Source organism: Pseudomonas nitroreducens (assembly GCF_010994165.1).
GTDB lineage: Bacteria > Pseudomonadota > Gammaproteobacteria > Pseudomonadales > Pseudomonadaceae > Pseudomonas > Pseudomonas nitroreducens.
On the sequence record NZ_WMBX01000004.1, the window covers coordinates 232,330 to 248,289 of the forward strand.

Below are 15,960 nucleotides of genomic sequence, written 5' to 3' on the forward strand. Positions count from 1 at the left end.
AGAGGCTGGCCGCCAGCCTGCATAGACCCCGCGGACAGCCCGAAAGGTTCAGTCCACGATGAAAACCCTTGCACGCCGCCACGCCGGCCTGCTGCTCGGTTCCCTGTTGCTGCCGCTGATGGCCGTTGCTGCCGAACCACAGCCCACCCACGAATACACCCTGGACAACGGCCTGAAGGTCGTCGTCCGCGAGGACCACCGTGCGCCCGTGGTGGTCTCCCAACTCTGGTACAAGGTCGGTTCCAGCTACGAGACGCCCGGCCTCACCGGCCTCTCCCACGCCCTGGAGCACATGATGTTCAAGGGCAGCCGCAAGCTCGGCCCCGGCCAGGCCTCGCTGGTGCTGCGCGACCTCGGAGCGGAAGAGAACGCCTTCACCACCGACGACTACACCGCTTATTACCAGGTGCTGGCCCGCGACCGCCTGCCGGTAGCGCTGGAACTGGAGGCCGACCGCATGGCGCACCTCGCCCTGCCGGCCGACCAGTTCAAGAGCGAGATCGAGGTGATCAAGGAAGAACGCCGCCTGCGCACCGAGGACAAGCCCAGCGCGCTGGCCTTCGAGCGCTTCAAGGCCGCCGCCTATCCCGCCAGCGGCTACCGCACGCCGACCATCGGCTGGATGGCCGACCTGCAGCGCATGACCATCGACGACCTGCGCCACTGGTACCAGGCCTGGTACGCGCCGAACAACGCCACCCTGGTGGTGGTCGGCGACGTGACCGGCGATGAAGTCAAAGCGCTTGCGCAGAAGTACTTCGGCGAGATTCCGAAACGCGACCTGCCCGCCGCGCGCAAGCCGCTGGAGCTGGCCGAGCCGGGCGAGCGCCGCCTGAAGCTGCATGTGCGCACCCAGCTGCCCAGCCTGATCATGGGCTTCAACGTGCCGACCCTGGGCAGCAGTGACGACTCCCGGCAGATCAACGCCCTGCGCCTGATCTCGGCGATCCTCGACGGCGGCTACAGCGCCCGCCTGGCTTCGCGCCTGGAGCGCGGCGAGGAAATCGTCGCCGGCGCCTCGGCCTCCTACGACGCCTTCTCCCGCGGCGACGGTCTGTTCTTCCTTTCCGCGACGCCCAATGTGCAGACCGGCAAGACCCTCGACCAGGTCGAAGCCGCGCTGTGGAATCAGCTGGAAGACCTCAAGCAGAACCCGCCGAGCAAGGAAGAACTGGAGCGCGTCCGCGCCCAGGTCATCGCCGGGCTGGTCTACGAGCGCGACTCCATCGCCGGGCAGGCCAGCACCATCGGCGAACTGGAAAGCGTCGGCCTCGGCTGGCAACTGGCGGACAAGGACCTGGAAGCCATCCAGGCCGTCACCGCCGACGACATCCAGAAAGCCGCCCGCACCTACTTCACCCGCTCCCGCCTGACCCTCGCCCAGGTCCTGCCGGAAGTCGCCACCGACAAGGAGCCGCGCCATGAGTGAACGCAATGGCCTGCGCTACGGCCTGGTCGGGCTGATCGTCATCGCGCTGATCGCCGGACTGGTGCTGTTCGTTTCCCGTCCCGCCGCCGAGCCCGAAGCGGCCGCGCCGGCGCCCGCCCCTGCACAACCAGCTGCCGCCGAAAACGCCGCGCCCACCGGCCTGCAATCGCTGGCCGAAGCCGCCGGCAAGGCGCCCAGCCACCGCAAGCTGAACATCCAGCAATGGCAGACCGCCGAAGGCGCCCGCGTGCTCTTCGTCGAAGCCCATGAACTGCCGATGTTCGACCTGCGCCTGACCTTCGCCGCCGGCAGCAGCCAGGACGGCGGCACCTACGGCCTGGCCATGCTGACCAACGCCATGCTCAACGAAGGCGTGCCCGGCAAGGACACCAGCGCGATTGCCGCCGGGTTCGACGACCTGGGCGCCAACTTCGGCAACGGCTCCTACCGCGACATGGCGGTGGCCAGCCTGCGCAGCCTGAGCGAGCCGGCCAAGCGCGACGCAGCGCTGGCACTGTTCGACCAGGTGATCGGCCAACCGACCTTCCCCGAAGACGCCCTGGCGCGCATCAAGAACCAGGTCATGGCCGGCTTCGAATACCAGAAACAGAACCCCGGCAAGCTGGCGGGCCTGGAACTGTTCAAGCGGCTCTATGGCGATCATCCGTACGCCCACTCCAGCGACGGCAACGAAAAGTCGGTGCCCAAGATCAGCGTCGCCCAGCTGCGCGCCTTCCACCAGAAGGCCTACGCCGCCGGCAACGTGGTCATTGCGCTGGTCGGCGACCTGACCCGCGAGCAGGCCGAAGCCATCGCCGGCAGCGTCTCCAAGTCGCTGCCCAAGGGTCCCGCCCTGCCCGCGCCGGGCGAGCCGCAGACGCCCAAGGCCGGCGTCACCCACATCGAGTTCCCCTCCAAGCAGACCCAGCTGATGCTGGCGCAGCTGGGCATCACCCGTAACGATCCGGACTACGCCGCGCTCTACCTGGGCAACCAGATCCTCGGTGGCGGCGGCTTCGGCACGCGACTGATGGACCAGGTGCGCGAGAAGCGCGGCCTGACCTACGGCGTGTACTCCGGCTTCACCGGCATGCAGTCGCGCGGGCCGTTCACCATCGGCCTGCAGACCCGCGCCGAAATGAGCGAAGGCACCCTCAAGCTGGTGCAGGACATCGTCCGCGACTACCTCGACAAGGGCCCGACGCAGAAGGAACTGGACGACGCCAAGCGCGAGCTGGCCGGCAGCTTCCCGCTGTCCACCGCGAGCAACGCCGACATCGTCGGCCAACTGGGCGCCATCGGCTTCTACAACCTGCCGCTGGATTACCTGGAAACCTTCCTCAGCCAGGTCCAGGGCCTGAGCGTGGAACAGGTGAAGGAAGCGATGCGCCGTCACCTCGACCCGGACGCCTTCGTCATCGTCACCGCCGGCCCCACCGTGCCGCAGCAACCGCTGCCGCCGCCCACCGACAAGCCCGCCGCGCAACCTGCCGGCGTACCGGAGCACTGATGAGCAAACGACCCGGCGGCGCCCCGCGCGCCGCACAGAAGCCTCACGGCGGCCAGGGCCAGCTGCGCATCATCGGCGGCGAATGGCGCAGCCGGCGCTTCGCCTTCCCCGACGGCCCGGGCCTGCGCCCGACGCCGGACCGGGTGCGCGAGACGCTGTTCAACTGGCTCGCCGCCTATGTCCCCGGCGCCCGTGTGCTCGACCCCTTCGCCGGCAGCGGTGCGCTGTTCCTCGAAGCGCTATCGCGCGGCGCCAGCGCAGGCCTTGCGCTGGATACCAACGGCGACGCCGTGGCCGCGCTGCGCAGCACGCTCGACACGCTCAAGTGCGGCAACGGCCAACTGTTGATGACCGACTCGCTGCGCTACCTCGACGCCCCGGCTTCGCAAGCCTTCGACCTGGTCTTCCTCGATCCGCCCTTCCACCAGGACCTGCTGCAGAACACCTGCCGCCTGCTGGAAGAGCGCGGCTGGCTGGCCAAGGACGCGTGGATCTACACCGAAAGCGAAGCCGTGCCCTCCAGCCTCGGCCTGCCGGGCAACTGGCGGCTGCATCGGGAAAAGACAGCCGGCTCGGTGCATTACGCGCTGTGGCAACGGGAGGACTGAACCAGTCAGATGGATTTGCCGATGTCGACGGAGCTGACGCGGGTCAGCTCCACGCCATCCACCACCATTTTCCACTGGCTGCCATCCCGATAAGGCGGCTTCGACACCTTGAAATGGGTATCGAGGAACCCGACACCCACGGTGAACCCATCGGCGTCATAGCTCTTGATCGGCGCCTCGATGGAGCGCGAGCCGCCACCCGAAAGGCGCTTGTAGGCAACACGCCCATCCGCCGTGATGAGCAGGCTCATTTGGGCCGAGCGCCAATCCCCGACGTACGACTTGTGATCCTGAGGCACCGGCTCGCCACAGGCCACCAGCCAAAACGCCAGGCTCAGCGCCGCGATTTTCTTCCACATGCCTCCCCTCCTTTTCATGGGTGCGCCGCGCCGAGGGAGTGCAAGACATCCATCGCGGGGCTGACTTGGCGTTACTATCGCAGCTTGTCCGCCCCCATTGCTCAATGATGACCATACTCTCCCCGTTCAAACCCGCCTGGTGGCTACCCGGCCCGCACCTGCAGACCCTGTATGGCTCGCTCCTGCGCCAGTTGCCCAGCCTCCAGCGCACCCGCGAGCGCCTGTGGCTGGAAGACGGCGACTTCATCGACCTCGACTGGCACGGCCCGCACGAGGCGGATGCGCCGCTGGTGCTGGCGCTGCATGGGCTGACCGGCTCGTCGTCCTCGCATTACATCCTCGGCCTGCAGCAGCAACTCGCCGCGCAGGGCTGGGCCAGCGTGGCGCTGAACTGGCGCGGCTGCTCGGGGGAATCGAACCTGTTGCCGCGTGGTTATCACTCCGGCGTCAGCGAGGATCTCGCCTCGGTAGTCGCCCATGTTCGTGCCAAGCGGCCGATGGCGCCGCTCTATGCGGTGGGTTACTCGCTGGGCGGCAATGTGCTGCTCAAGTACCTGGGCGAATCCTCGGATAGCTGCCCGCTGAAAGGCGCGGTCGCAGTGTCGGTGCCGTTCCGCCTCGACCAGTGTGCGGATCGAATCGGCATCGGCTTCTCCAAGGTCTACCAGGCGCACTTCATGCGCGAACTGGTGGCCTACGTGCAGACCAAGCGCCAGGCCTTCGCCGCCGGCGGCCACGCGGAAAACCTCGCTGCGCTCGAGCGCCTCGGCCCGCTGGACGGCATGCGCACCTTCTGGGACTTCGACGACCGGGTGACCGCGCCGCTGCACGGTTTCGCCGATGTACACGATTACTACCGGCGCGCCTCCAGCCGCTATTACCTGGGCGGCATCCGGGTGCCGACGCTGGTCATCCAGTCCAGCGACGACCCGTTCATCCATGCCGACAGCGTGCCGCAGCTGGACGAGCTTTCCGCGTCGACGCAACTGGAGCTGCTGGCCCACGGCGGCCACGTCGGCTTCATCGGCGGCTCCCCCGCGCGCCCGGACTATTACCTGGAGCGCCGCATCCCGCAGTGGCTGCGCGAACGACGCGAAGACTGACTGCGCTGGATCAGCCCAGCAGAACGGGAATGAGGCAGACTGAAATTGCACCAGGAAGGAAACGCCAGAAAGGAGCGCCGCCATGCACGACACGCCGCTGACGATCCTGCGCAACCCGGCACTGAGCGACGCCCAGTGCGCCGGTATTGCCTCGCTGTACCGCGCCGTGGGCTGGGGCTCCCCCGGCAGCACCGCGGAACTGCGCGATCTCTATGAATTCTCCAGCTACTTCCTGCTGGCCCTGGACGGCGACCAGGTCCTCGGTCTGCTGCGTGCGGAAAGCGAGACGGCGCAGACCACCTGGCTGGCGGAGATCGCCGTGCTGCCAGGCTTCCAGTCGCGCGGGATAGGCCTGGCGCTGATGGCGCGCTTCCTCGCCGACCACCCGAACCGCACGCTCTACACGGACGCCACCGAGGGTGTGGAAGAGTTCTTCCTGCGCCATGGCATCGCCCTGCGCCGACCTCGGGTACCGGGGCCGCGCAAGATCGACGCCTGAACGAAGCTCAGTCTTCCAGCGGCACGTACAACCGGTCGAACACCGCCGCCACCGCCTCGCGGAACGCCGGCGAGATGTGGCCGCTTTCCAGCGCCAGCACCTGGTAGATGCCGCGACGCATCAGCGCTTCGCTGAGGTCGCTGGCCACCTCGCGGGTGGTGCACAGGTAGCGCACCCAGGAGGTGAGGATGATCCAGGCGTTCAGGGTCAGCGCTTCGAGCTGCGGTTCGTCCATCTGCAGGATGCCGGCGTCGACGAAGCCTCGGTAGATCGCCTTGGCGTTGTCCATGGCGCGGCGGGCAAAGGTGCGGTAGGCGGCGGCCAGTTCCGGGTCGGAGTCCAGCAGGTGCTCCAGGTCGCGGTGCAGGAAGCGGTAGTGCCACATCGCGGCGAGCAGCGCCTCGAGGTAGAAGGTCTTGTCCTCCACCGTCAGTGCGCGGCCCTCGGGCAGATGCAGGAACTGGTCGACGTGGCGTTCGTACTCGGCGAACAGCTGGGCGATGATCACCTGCTTGTTGCGGTAGTGGTAGTAAAGGTTGCCCGGCGAGATGCCCAGGTGCGCGGCGATGTGGTTGGTGGTGACGCTGCGCTCGCCCTGGGCGTTGAACAGCTCCAGGCTGGCCTGGGCGATGCGGTCACGGGTATTGATGCGTGGTGCCATTCGCGAAACTCATCGAAGCGGATTGCAGGGTCGTTTTGCCCGGTGCGGTGGACGCCAAAGGTACACCGATTGCTACCGCGTAACACCCAAGGCGACCCGCCCAACTTTTCGTTGGCTGGGTCTGATGGCGCGAAAACGGCATGCTGATTGACACTCTAGAGCAATTGCTCTAAAAAACCAGCGACAGTATAAAAACGCGAAGCATCCGAGATTCCTGTGTGAATCCCCGGAGAGCTTGCCCACCCGCTTCCGCCCAGGAGCCCGTCATGGTTGCCGATATCGCCTACCTGCAGCAGACCCAGCAGCAGATCAGCCAGCTGGAAACCCTTCTCGAACGCCAGCGCCAGGCCTATCGCGCGAACCCGATGCCGGACGCCGGCCAGCGCATCCAGTGGCTGAAGAGCCTCGCCAACCTGCTGGTGACCGAGCAGAAGGCGATCATCGACGCCATCAACGCCGACTTCAGCAACCGTTCCGCCGACGAAACCCTGCTTGCCGAAGTGCTGCCCAGCCTGCACGGCGTGCACTACGCCACCAAACGCGTGAGGAAGTGGATGAAGCCCTCGCGCCGCAGCGTGGGCATGCAGTTCATGCCGGCCTCGGCCAAGGTCATCTACCAGCCGCTGGGCGTAGTGGGCGTGATCGTGCCGTGGAACTACCCGCTGTTCCTCGCCATCGGCCCGCTGACCGGGGCGCTGGCCGCCGGCAACCGGGTGATGATCAAGATGAGCGAATCCACCCCGGAATCCGCCCGCGTGCTGAAGGATCTGCTGGCCAAGGTCTTCCCCGAGGACCTGGTCGCCGTGGTGCAGGGCGAAGTGGATGTCGGCGTCGCCTTCTCCAAGCTGCCTTTCGACCACCTGCTGTTCACCGGTGCCACCAGCGTCGGCAAGCACGTGATGCGCGCCGCCGCCGAGAATCTCACCCCGGTGACCCTGGAACTGGGCGGCAAGTCGCCGGCCATCGTCTCGGCCAGCGTGCCGATGAAGGACGCCGCCGAGCGCATCGCCTTCGGCAAGTCGCTCAACGCCGGGCAGACCTGCGTGGCACCGGACTACGTGCTGGTGCCGCAGAACCGCATCGACGAGTTCGTCGAGAGCTACCGCCAGGTGGTCCAGGGCTTCTTCCCGACACTGGAAAACAACCCGGACTACACCGCGATCATCAACGAGCGCCAGCTTTCGCGCCTGAACGGCTACCTCGCCGACGCCCAGGCCCGCGGCGCCACCGTCATCCCGTTGTTCCCGCAGGCCCAGGGCCGCCGCCTGCCGCAGGCGCTGGTGCTGAACGTGACCGACGAGATGAAGATCATGCAGGAAGAGATCTTCGGCCCGCTGCTGCCGGTGATCCCCTACCAGACCCTCGACCAGGCGCTCAGCTACGTCAACGAGCGCGATCGCCCGCTGGCCCTGTATTTCTTCGGCTATGACAAGCGCGAGCAGGACCACGTACTGGCGCAGACCCACTCCGGCGGCGTGTGCCTCAACGATACCCTGCTGCACGTCGCCCAGGACGACATGCCCTTCGGCGGCGTCGGCCCCTCCGGCATGGGCCACTACCATGGCCACGAAGGCTTCCTGACCTTCTCCAAGGCCAAGGGCGTATTCAGCAAGCCACGCTTCAACGCTGCGCGGGTGATCTACCCACCCTACGGTAAATCGCTGCAGAAGCTGGTCTACAAGCTGTTCATTCGCTGACCGGCACCCTCCAAGACACAGGTGAAAAAACAAGAATGACAGACACCTCCCTGAGCGCGCCGGGACTCTCCCGGCGCGGCGTGCTCAAGATCGGCCTGCTGGGCGGGGCCTTCCTCGCCACGGCGGGCGTTACCGCCAGCCTCAGCGGCTGCTCCGCCAGCACTCCGGCCAATGGCTTTGCCGTGCTGCGCGATTCCGACCTGCCGTTCCTGCGCGCGCTGATCCCGGTGATGCTGGCCGGCGCCGTGCCCGCCGAGCGCATGGCCGAGGCGGTCAAAGGCACCCTCCAGAGCCTGGACAACAGCCTGAACCACCTCTCCCCGGAAATGCTCAAGCTCACCGTGCAACTGTTCGACGTGCTCGCCCTGCCGATCACCCGCGGGCCGCTCACCGGCATCTGGGGCAGCTGGGACAACGCCAGCGCGCAGGATGTGCAGAACTTCCTGAACCGCTGGCAGAACAGCTTCATCTCCCTGCTGAAGATGGGCCACAGCTCGCTACTGCAACTGGTGATGATGGCCTGGTACAGCCGCCCGGAATCCTGGGGCCACTGCGGCTATCCCGGCCCGCCGAAAATCTGATTTCGCCAGAACAACAAGAATTCGCCTGAGAGATTTCCGATGCCCGTACCCGATCTGTTCGCCGAGGGCCTGGCCCGCGGCTGGAAAGTCCACAACGGCTCGCGCCTGGACAAGGACCTGACCCTGGAGGCCGACGTGGTGATCGTCGGCACCGGCGCCGGCGGCGGCACCACTGCCGAAACCCTCAGCGCCGCCGGCTACAAGGTGCTGCTGGTGGAAGAAGGCCCGCTCAAGACCAGCAGCGACTTCAAGATGCAGGAAGCTGACGCCTACCCGAACCTGTACCAGGAAGGCATCGGCCGGATGAGCAAGGACGGCGCCATCACCATTCTCCAGGGCCGCGCCGTGGGCGGCACCACCCTGGTCAACTGGACCTCCAGCTTCCGCACCCCCGAGCCGACCCTGGAACACTGGGCCAAGGAACACGGCGTGAAGGGCCACAGCGTCGCCGAAATGGCGCCCTGGTTCGAGAAGATGGAACAGCGCCTGGGCGTCGCGCCCTGGATCATGCCGCCCAACGCCAACAACGACGTGATCCGCAACGGCTGCGAGAAGCTCGGCCTGCACTGGAAGGTCATCCCGCGCAACGTCCGTGGCTGCTGGAACATCGGCTACTGCGGCATGGGCTGCCCGACCAATGCCAAGCAATCGATGCTGGTCACCACCATTCCGGCCACCCTGGAGAAAGGCGGCGAACTGCTGTTCCTCGCCCGCGCCGACCGCCTGCTGCTCGACGGCAACAAGGTCAGCGGCCTGGAATGCTCGGCCATGGACGAGCGCTGCGTCGCCCCCACCGGCCGCAAGATCACCATCAAGGCGCGTCACTACGTGCTCTCCGGCGGCGGCATCAATACCCCGGCGATCCTCCTGCGCTCCAAGGCGCCGGACCCGAACGGCCGCGTCGGCCAGCGCACCTTCCTGCACACGGTGAACTTCAGCGCCGCCCTGTTCGACGAAGTGATCAACCCGTTCTACGGCGCACCGCAGTCGATCTATTCCGACCACTTCCAATGGGACGACGGCGCCACCGGACGCATGTCCTACAAGCTGGAAGTACCGCCGCTGCAACCGGCGCTCAGCGCCACCCTGCTCGGCCGCTTCGGCGAAGACAATGCGCTGCGCATGGAGCAGTTGCCGCACACCAACGTGATCCTCGCGCTGATGCGCGACGGCTTCCATCCGGACAGCGCAGTGGGCTCCGTCAGCCTGCGCGGTGACGATACCCCGGTGCTCGACTACCAGATGACCGATTACACCTGGGACGGTATCCGCCGCGCCTTCCACACCATGGCCGACATCCAGTTTGCCGCCGGCGCCAAGGCCGTGCTGCCGCTGCACGCCGACGCCGGCTACGTGAAGACTGCCAGGGAAGCACACGAGCTGATCGACAGCCTGAGCCTGGAGCTGTACCGCACCCGCCTGGGCAGTGCCCACGTGATGGGCGGCTGCGCCATGGGCGAGGACCCGAAGCAGTCGGTGTGCGACAGCCTCGGCCGCCACCACCAGCTGGAGAACCTGTCGATCCACGATGGCTCGCTGTTCCCCACCAGCATCGGCGCCAACCCGCAGCTCTCGGTCTACGGCCTCACCGCGCAACTGGCCGACGCCCTGGCCAAGCGGCTGGGTTGACGCTCCCTGCGCAATTGCTCTTCGTAGGAGCGAGCTAGCTCGCTCCTACCTGGCTTGCCGCGCAAAAATCCGCGCACGGGCTCTGGCACGGGGCTTGTGCGTGACTCATGGGTCTCTCGCCGCCAATCTCAGGTAGTCCGCTCACGGAAGCACTACCAAGGTCGCTTGGCCCCACGGACATGCTGCGTTACCATCCGCCCGCTATTGCACCCGCCTGCCAACAAGAGCCGACCAGGACGCCGCGATGAATCGAGTGTTGTACCCGGGTACCTTCGACCCCATCACCAAAGGCCATGCCGATCTGGTCGAACGCGCCTCGCGACTGTTCGACCAGGTGATCATTGCCGTCGCCGCCAGCCCCAAGAAGAATCCCCTGTTCCCGCTGGAACAGCGCGTCGAGCTGGCCCGCCAGGTCACCTCGCACCTGCCCAATGTAGAAGTCGTCGGCTTCTCCACGCTGCTCGCGCATTTCGCCAAGGAGCAGAATGCGAACATCCTGCTGCGCGGCCTGCGCGCGGTGTCGGATTTCGAGTACGAGTTCCAGCTGGCCAACATGAACCGCCAGCTCGCACCCGACCTGGAAAGCATGTTCCTCACGCCGTCGGAGAAGTACTCCTTCATCTCCTCCACCCTGGTGCGCGAGATCGCGGCCCTGGGCGGCGACATCACCAAATTCGTCCATCCCGCGGTGGCCAGCGCCCTGGCCGAGCGCTTCAAGCGCTGATCCGCACGCCGCCAAGGATGGCGGTTTCCGTCAGTAGACTCCCTGACTGCGTGCACTGCGCGCGCCGATACGGCACAATTTCATCCTTGTTGCTACCGATCGCCATGGCAGCCGCCCTGGTTGGAGTTGTATCGATGTCCCTGAAAATCACTGACGATTGCATCAACTGCGACGTCTGCGAACCCGAGTGCCCCAATGCCGCGATCTCCCAGGGCGAGGAGATCTACGTCATCGACCCGAACCTGTGCACCGAATGCGTCGGCCACTATGACGAGCCGCAGTGCCAGCAGGTCTGCCCGGTCGACTGCATTCCCCTCGACGAAACCCATGTCGAGAGCAAGGAAGAGCTGATGGAGAAGTACAAGAAGCTCACCGGCAAGGCCTGACTTCGCGCGATTCGACACTTTTTCATTGAGTTCTCACAAACCTGCGGCGCCGTGGATTGTCTATCCTCCACCTTCGCCCCATTTGGTTTTCCAGCCGGCAATGCCGGCGGTTCGTGAGATGCCATGTCCTCGTTGAACTCCCGCTCCCGCGCCTCCCTGCTCGGCTTCTGCAGCCTGCTGCTGCTCAGCTTCGCGCTGCACGCCGCGGAACACCCGGCCCAGGCCAGCGTCGCCACGGCGCATCCGTCCGCCACTGTCGCGGGCCTTGAAACACTCGCCGACGGCGGCAACGCCTTCGACGCCGCCGTGGCCATCGCCGCCGCGCTGGCGGTGGCCGAACCCTACGGCTCAGGCCTGGGCGGCGGCGGTTTCTTCCTGCTGCGCAAGGCCGGCAGCCCGCCGACCTACCATTTCATCGACGCCCGCGAGCGCGCGCCACTGGCCGCTCACGCGCGGATGTACGAGCGCAACGGCAAGGTCGATCCGCAGCTGTCGCTCAACGGCCCTCTGGCCGCCGGCATCCCCGGCCTGCCCGCCGCCCTGGCGGACATCACCAGCCGCTACGGCCGCAAGACCCTGGCGAACAACCTGGTGCCGGCGATCCGCCTGGCCACCGATGGCGTGTCCATCGACCGTGTCTACATCGACCGCGCCTCCTGGCGTCTCGACGCGATGCGCCAGGACCGTGAGACGGCGCGCATCTTCCTCGACCAGGGCAACCTGCCCGAGGAATACAGCCTGATGCGCCAGCCGCAACTGGCCAACACCCTGGAGAAACTCGCGCGCTATGGTCGCATCGGCTTCTACGAAGGCGAGACCGCGCAGAAGCTGGTGGAAGGCGTGCGCGCCGCCGGTGGCGTGTGGAGCCTGGAGGACCTCGCCAGCTACCGCACCGTCGAGCGCCAGGCGCTGCGCTACCCGCTGGCCGACGGCAAGGAACTGATCAGCGCCCCGCCGCCCTCCGCCGGTGGCGTCGCCCTCGCGCAGAGCCTGGGCATGCTGCAGCAGCTGCCCTGGCAGAAGGCCGAACCCGTGCAGCGCGTCCACTACGTCGTCGAAGCCCTGCGCCGCGCCTACCGCGACCGTGGCCTGCTGGGCGACCCGGACCGCGTCGCCAACCCGGTCAACCAACTGCTCGCACCGGATTACCTGAAGCGCCTGGCCGCCGGCATCGATCCGCAACGCGCCACGCCCAGCTCTTCGCTGCCACCCGCGCCCGCCTGGCGCGAGGGCGATCACACCACCCACTTCGTGGTAATGGACGCCGACGGCAACGCCGTTGCTGCCACGCTGTCGGTCAACCTGCCCTTCGGCGCAGCCTTCACCGTGCCCGGCACCGGCGTGCTGCTCAATGACGAGATGGACGACTTCGCCACCGACGTCAGCGGCGCCAACGCCTACCAGCTGGCCGGCAGCCAGGCCAACGCGGTGGCCGCCGGCAAGCGCCCGCTGTCGAGCATGAGCCCGAGCTTCATCGAAAGCCCCACCGAGCTGGCCGCCTTCGGCACGCCCGGCGGCAGCCGGATTCCCAGCATGGTGTTGCTGGCGATGCTCGATTACCTGGACGGCAAGCCGGTGCCGCGCTGGGTCTCTTCGCCGCGCTACCACCACCAGTTCCTACCGGACGTGATCGAGCACGAACCACGCGCCTTCAGCGCTGCCGAAGCGGCCGACCTGCAGCGCCGTGGCTACACGCTCAAGGATGTGGGTCGCGCCTATGGCAACCAGCAGGTCCTGCTGTGGAACAAGAAGTCCGGCGAGGTGCAGTCCGCCAGCGATCCGCGCGGCATCGGCCTGGCCACCGAACTGGCGGCACCGCTGCGCTGACCAGGAATTCCTCAGGGCAGGATGAGGCCGGGCGCTTCGTCCTCGCCCGGCTCGAACAGGCCATGCTCGGTGCCCAGTTGCAGCACATTGCGCAGGCTCTGGATGATGCGGCTGACGTAGCCCAGGTCGTTCATCAGCGAGCTCATCTGCAGGCCATCCAGCTCGTGCCGGCGCACCGCAGCGAACAGACGCTGGCGGAAGGCACCGTCGAATTCGGCGGCGCTTTCGTCGAGCAGCTGCAGGCGTGCCGCCAGCGCCTCTTGCGGTAGATCGCCGCCAATCAGCGAACCCAGCGCACGTACTTCCCGCAGCATCGCGATCAGATGCCGGCGCAGCTCGACATAGGTATCGCGCAGCACCGAAGGCTCGCCCTGCAGAGCCTGCCCCAGGTTCTTCTGCAGATGCTTGGCGTCCTTCACGGCATCCACCAGCTGTAGCGCCACCACCTGGCAGGACAGCCAGAAGCGCTGGTGTTCCTCGTCCAGAGGGACTTCGAGGCGCCCCATGAAGCTCAGCAGATCGCCATAAACTCCCTTGATATGGCGCTGGTAGAGCACTTCCGCGCCCAGCGCATGGCGGTCGGGCGCCGCGCGCAGCTCGTTCTCGTCGATGCGCGGCTGGCTGAGCATGTCCACCGGCAGGTAGAGCGCGTGGCAGATCACCTCGATACTCAACCGGCCGAGATGTCGGAGTTCCTGGAGTACCGCGCTGGCAGCGGCATCGGCGGAATCCAGCGCGCGCTCGTTGAGGTAGCGCGCATGGGTGCGCTCGATGCTCGGCATGGCCGGCGCCATGTCGGTGATCAGCACGGCCGGCTCCTCCACTTCCGGCAACCAGCGCACCAGGGCATTGGCCAACGCGCCCTGCAACGGCCAGAACAACGCCACGCCCATGCCGTTGAACAGCGTATGGAACAGCGCCAGCTGGATCATCGGGTTGTCCGCCAGGCCCAGCGGCGTCACCAGCCAGTGCACCAGCCAGGTCAAGGGCGACAACAGCAGGAAGGCCAGCACCCCGGTCACGACATTGAACAGTACATGGGCCAGCGCCAGCCGCTGCCCGCTGCGATTGCCGCCCAGGGAGCCGACGAAGGCCGTGGTGACGCTGCTGCCGACGTTCGAGCCGATGGCGATGGCCAGGCTCTGGCCCAGCTCCAGTTGCCCGCCGGCCAGGGCTGCCAGGGTCAGCATCAGCGTGGCGTGGCTGGATTGCAGGACCACGGTGATGAGCAGGCCGAAGGTCACGAACAGCAGTGCGCCGAGCATGCCTTCGGCACGCAGCTCGCTCATGTCCATGGCATCGCCGAAGCTCTGGAAGCCTTCCTTGATCTGGTCGATGCCCAGGAAGATGAAGGCGATCCCCAGCAGGATGCGCCCGGCGGCCTTGCTCTTGGCGCCGTTGAAACCCAGCAGGATGCCGAACACCAGCAATGGCAGCGCCAGCGGACTCAGGCTGAGATTCTGCCCGGCCAGTGCCAGCAGCCAGATACCGCTGGTGGCGCCCAGGTTGGCGCCGAACAGGATCGCGATTCCCCCCGCCAGCTGGATCAGCCCGGTGCTGATGAAGGCGATGGTGAGCAGCGAAACCAACGTCGAGGATTGCAGCAGGAAGGTGCCGAAGAGGCCGAACAGCAGGCTCTTGCCACGCGTCGCGGTGCTCTTTTCCAGCCAGCGTTCGAGTTGGCTGCCGGCAAGATCGCGCAGCCCTTCTTCCAGGCACTGCATGCCGAACAGGAACAGCGCCAGGCCCGCTCCCAACTGCAGCAGGCCGGCACTGGACCAGAAGGTGTAGCCCAGGACTATAGCGACCAGCAGCAGAAGCAGCGGACGCAGGTGCTTCTTCAGGCCGCTCAGGTTCATGGTCTACCCACAGGACTCACCCGGCAAGCCGGGCCGGCGAGGCGGCCAAGCCGCCCCGGAACGGGACGACGGATCAGTCTTTCTTGTAGCCGCTGGTGGTGCAGCCCAGGCAGCGCACGAAGGCGGCCTTGCCCGGATCGACGACCAGCGCCTGGCCAGCTTCCTTGATATTGCCGCCGGCCGCGCTGAATGGCAGGGTCACCACGAAAGCAGCGGTGCCCACCACGGTGGCGGCGATCAGCAGCGGACGAGCGATCAGCAGGTCACCCATCATCGAGTAGAACGGCGGAGCATCGACGACGTACGTCGGATCGCCGCTGACATTGCTCACTTCTTCCTGAGCAACAGCCGGCAACACCGAAAATGCACAGACCAGGGCCATTGCAGTGGCGGCGGTGCGGAACAGAGTCATGGAGGGAAGTCCTTTTTTGTGTAGTTGGGCAGGCAGACTGCCATAACTATAACAGCGCTCCATGACTTGTCGCGTGACAGCCTTCAATCACCGAAGAATGCGTATTCAGGCTTTTTCGGCACGAACGGCCGGTAGAACGCCAGCATCCGGCGCAAGTCGACAGACTCGTCGCCCGTGGGCCAGAACGGCTCGCCGATGACGATGCGTCGTCCGGGATAGTCCAGCGCCGCCAGCACAATGGGCACGTCCGCCCCGCGAGCGATGTGGTAGAAGCCCATTTTCCAGCGCTCGACCTTCCGCCGCGTACCCTCCGGGGAGAGGATCAGCATCATCTCGCGGTTGTCGCGGAAGGCCTGGATTGCCTGGTCCACCGTGTTCAGCTTGAGATGGCGCTGGATCGGGATGCCGCCCCAGCGGCGCATCAGTGCGCCGAAGGGCGCGCGGAAGAGGGTGTGCTTACCGAACCAGCGGGCGTTCAGCCGCAGCACGAACTTGACCGCGAGAAACAACACGAAATCCCAGTTGGAGGTGTGGTGCGCGCCGATCACCACGAACTTGTCGAGTGGCGGCAACGCGCCTTCGATACGCCAGCCGGCCACGCGCAGCATACTGTGGCCGAGTGCCTCGGCGAATGGGTTGCGGGGCAGATAGTTACCGGACATGAATCACCTGTAGC

General features: G+C 66.4%; 16 protein-coding genes. 11 read left to right on the top strand and 5 right to left on the bottom strand.

The window, feature by feature from the left end:
- The first annotated feature begins 58 nt into the window (after positions 1-58).
- From GJV37_RS18655 to rsmD, 3 genes are read left to right on the top strand one after another with little or no spacing between them, the layout of a single operon-like run.
- A complete protein-coding gene (locus tag GJV37_RS18655) occupies positions 59-1,429 on the top strand; it encodes a M16 family metallopeptidase (RefSeq protein ID WP_170858019.1) in 1,371 nt (456 codons plus the stop codon).
- A complete protein-coding gene (locus GJV37_RS18660; RefSeq protein ID WP_170858020.1) occupies positions 1,422-2,939 on the top strand; it encodes a M16 family metallopeptidase in 1,518 nt (505 codons plus the stop codon). The genes GJV37_RS18655 and GJV37_RS18660 overlap by 8 nt, the downstream gene beginning before the upstream one ends.
- The gene (gene rsmD, locus GJV37_RS18665; protein ID WP_065086234.1) at positions 2,939-3,547 is read left to right on the top strand and encodes a 16S rRNA (guanine(966)-N(2))-methyltransferase RsmD; all 609 of its coding nucleotides are present in this window, start codon (positions 2,939-2,941) and stop codon (positions 3,545-3,547) included. The genes GJV37_RS18660 and rsmD overlap by 1 nt, the downstream gene beginning before the upstream one ends.
- A 5-nt stretch (positions 3,548-3,552) precedes the next feature.
- Here rsmD and GJV37_RS18670 read toward each other — a convergent pair whose 3' ends face one another.
- Positions 3,553-3,906: a hypothetical protein gene (locus tag GJV37_RS18670; protein WP_024767428.1), complete on the bottom strand. Its 354-nt coding sequence runs from the start codon at positions 3,904-3,906 to the stop codon at positions 3,553-3,555.
- A 107-nt stretch (positions 3,907-4,013) separates the two neighbouring features.
- On the opposite strand from GJV37_RS18670, the gene GJV37_RS18675 reads away from it, so the two are divergent.
- Positions 4,014-5,009, top strand: a complete 996-nt coding sequence (locus GJV37_RS18675; protein ID WP_170858244.1) for a hydrolase — start codon at positions 4,014-4,016, stop codon at positions 5,007-5,009.
- An 82-nt stretch (positions 5,010-5,091) separates the two neighbouring features.
- Positions 5,092-5,508: a GNAT family N-acetyltransferase gene (locus tag GJV37_RS18680; RefSeq protein ID WP_170858021.1), complete on the top strand. Its 417-nt coding sequence runs from the start codon at positions 5,092-5,094 to the stop codon at positions 5,506-5,508.
- A gap of 7 nt (positions 5,509-5,515) precedes the next feature.
- Here GJV37_RS18680 and GJV37_RS18685 read toward each other — a convergent pair whose 3' ends face one another.
- The gene (locus tag GJV37_RS18685; protein ID WP_024767431.1) at positions 5,516-6,169 is read right to left on the bottom strand and encodes a TetR/AcrR family transcriptional regulator; all 654 of its coding nucleotides are present in this window, start codon (positions 6,167-6,169) and stop codon (positions 5,516-5,518) included.
- A 266-nt stretch (positions 6,170-6,435) separates the two neighbouring features.
- On the opposite strand from GJV37_RS18685, the gene GJV37_RS18690 reads away from it, so the two are divergent.
- From GJV37_RS18690 to GJV37_RS18715, 6 genes are all read left to right on the top strand, one after another.
- On the top strand, positions 6,436-7,866 hold the full coding sequence (locus tag GJV37_RS18690) for a coniferyl aldehyde dehydrogenase (protein WP_170858022.1): 1,431 nt from the start codon (positions 6,436-6,438) through the stop codon (positions 7,864-7,866).
- A 35-nt stretch (positions 7,867-7,901) separates the two neighbouring features.
- Entirely contained in the window at positions 7,902-8,447 is a 546-nt protein-coding gene (locus tag GJV37_RS18695; protein WP_024766999.1) for a hypothetical protein, read from the top strand.
- A gap of 39 nt (positions 8,448-8,486) precedes the next feature.
- The gene (locus tag GJV37_RS18700) at positions 8,487-10,076 is read left to right on the top strand and encodes a GMC family oxidoreductase (protein WP_170858023.1); all 1,590 of its coding nucleotides are present in this window, start codon (positions 8,487-8,489) and stop codon (positions 10,074-10,076) included.
- Positions 10,077-10,320: 244 nt separating this feature from the next.
- A complete protein-coding gene (gene coaD / locus GJV37_RS18705) occupies positions 10,321-10,800 on the top strand; it encodes a pantetheine-phosphate adenylyltransferase (RefSeq protein WP_024767001.1) in 480 nt (159 codons plus the stop codon).
- Positions 10,801-10,934: 134 nt separating this feature from the next.
- The gene (locus tag GJV37_RS18710; protein WP_024767002.1) at positions 10,935-11,186 is read left to right on the top strand and encodes a YfhL family 4Fe-4S dicluster ferredoxin; all 252 of its coding nucleotides are present in this window, start codon (positions 10,935-10,937) and stop codon (positions 11,184-11,186) included.
- A gap of 123 nt (positions 11,187-11,309) precedes the next feature.
- Positions 11,310-13,013, top strand: a complete 1,704-nt coding sequence (locus GJV37_RS18715; RefSeq protein ID WP_169889072.1) for a gamma-glutamyltransferase family protein — start codon at positions 11,310-11,312, stop codon at positions 13,011-13,013.
- A gap of 11 nt (positions 13,014-13,024) precedes the next feature.
- Here GJV37_RS18715 and GJV37_RS18720 read toward each other — a convergent pair whose 3' ends face one another.
- The 3 genes from GJV37_RS18720 to GJV37_RS18730 all read right to left on the bottom strand — a co-directional run bounded on the left by GJV37_RS18720 (position 13,025) and on the right by GJV37_RS18730 (position 15,946).
- A complete protein-coding gene (locus tag GJV37_RS18720) occupies positions 13,025-14,872 on the bottom strand; it encodes a Na/Pi cotransporter family protein (protein WP_037007758.1) in 1,848 nt (615 codons plus the stop codon).
- 73 nt (positions 14,873-14,945) lie between these two features.
- Positions 14,946-15,284 carry a multidrug transporter gene (locus GJV37_RS18725; RefSeq protein WP_170858024.1) on the bottom strand — a complete coding sequence of 113 codons (339 nt, stop codon included), beginning with the start codon at positions 15,282-15,284 and terminating at the stop codon, positions 14,946-14,948.
- Positions 15,285-15,367: 83 nt separating this feature from the next.
- Complete coding sequence (locus GJV37_RS18730) at positions 15,368-15,946, bottom strand: lysophospholipid acyltransferase family protein (protein WP_170858025.1); 579 nt, start codon at positions 15,944-15,946, stop codon at positions 15,368-15,370.
- Between the last annotated feature and the right edge of the window lie 14 nt (positions 15,947-15,960).

Bases quoted from the DNA above. Each gene is read 5' to 3' on its own strand.
- GJV37_RS18695 (WP_024766999.1), top strand. From the start codon at position 7,902: ATGACAGACACCTCCCTGAGCGCGCCGGGACTCTCCCGGCGCGGCGTG.
- GJV37_RS18675 (WP_170858244.1), top strand. From the start codon at position 4,014: ATGACCATACTCTCCCCGTTCAAACCCGCCTGGTGGCTACCCGGCCCG.
- GJV37_RS18655 (WP_170858019.1), top strand. From the start codon at position 59: ATGAAAACCCTTGCACGCCGCCACGCCGGCCTGCTGCTCGGTTCCCTG.
- GJV37_RS18710 (WP_024767002.1), top strand. From the start codon at position 10,935: ATGTCCCTGAAAATCACTGACGATTGCATCAACTGCGACGTCTGCGAA.
- GJV37_RS18715 (WP_169889072.1), top strand. From the start codon at position 11,310: ATGTCCTCGTTGAACTCCCGCTCCCGCGCCTCCCTGCTCGGCTTCTGC.
- GJV37_RS18685 (WP_024767431.1), bottom strand. From the start codon at position 6,169: ATGGCACCACGCATCAATACCCGTGACCGCATCGCCCAGGCCAGCCTG.
- rsmD (WP_065086234.1), top strand. From the start codon at position 2,939: ATGAGCAAACGACCCGGCGGCGCCCCGCGCGCCGCACAGAAGCCTCAC.
- GJV37_RS18690 (WP_170858022.1), top strand. From the start codon at position 6,436: ATGGTTGCCGATATCGCCTACCTGCAGCAGACCCAGCAGCAGATCAGC.
- GJV37_RS18670 (WP_024767428.1), bottom strand. From the start codon at position 3,906: ATGTGGAAGAAAATCGCGGCGCTGAGCCTGGCGTTTTGGCTGGTGGCC.
- coaD (WP_024767001.1), top strand. From the start codon at position 10,321: ATGAATCGAGTGTTGTACCCGGGTACCTTCGACCCCATCACCAAAGGC.
- GJV37_RS18720 (WP_037007758.1), bottom strand. From the start codon at position 14,872: ATGAACCTGAGCGGCCTGAAGAAGCACCTGCGTCCGCTGCTTCTGCTG.
- GJV37_RS18730 (WP_170858025.1), bottom strand. From the start codon at position 15,946: ATGTCCGGTAACTATCTGCCCCGCAACCCATTCGCCGAGGCACTCGGC.
- GJV37_RS18680 (WP_170858021.1), top strand. From the start codon at position 5,092: ATGCACGACACGCCGCTGACGATCCTGCGCAACCCGGCACTGAGCGAC.
- GJV37_RS18725 (WP_170858024.1), bottom strand. From the start codon at position 15,284: ATGACTCTGTTCCGCACCGCCGCCACTGCAATGGCCCTGGTCTGTGCA.
- GJV37_RS18700 (WP_170858023.1), top strand. From the start codon at position 8,487: ATGCCCGTACCCGATCTGTTCGCCGAGGGCCTGGCCCGCGGCTGGAAA.
- GJV37_RS18660 (WP_170858020.1), top strand. From the start codon at position 1,422: ATGAGTGAACGCAATGGCCTGCGCTACGGCCTGGTCGGGCTGATCGTC.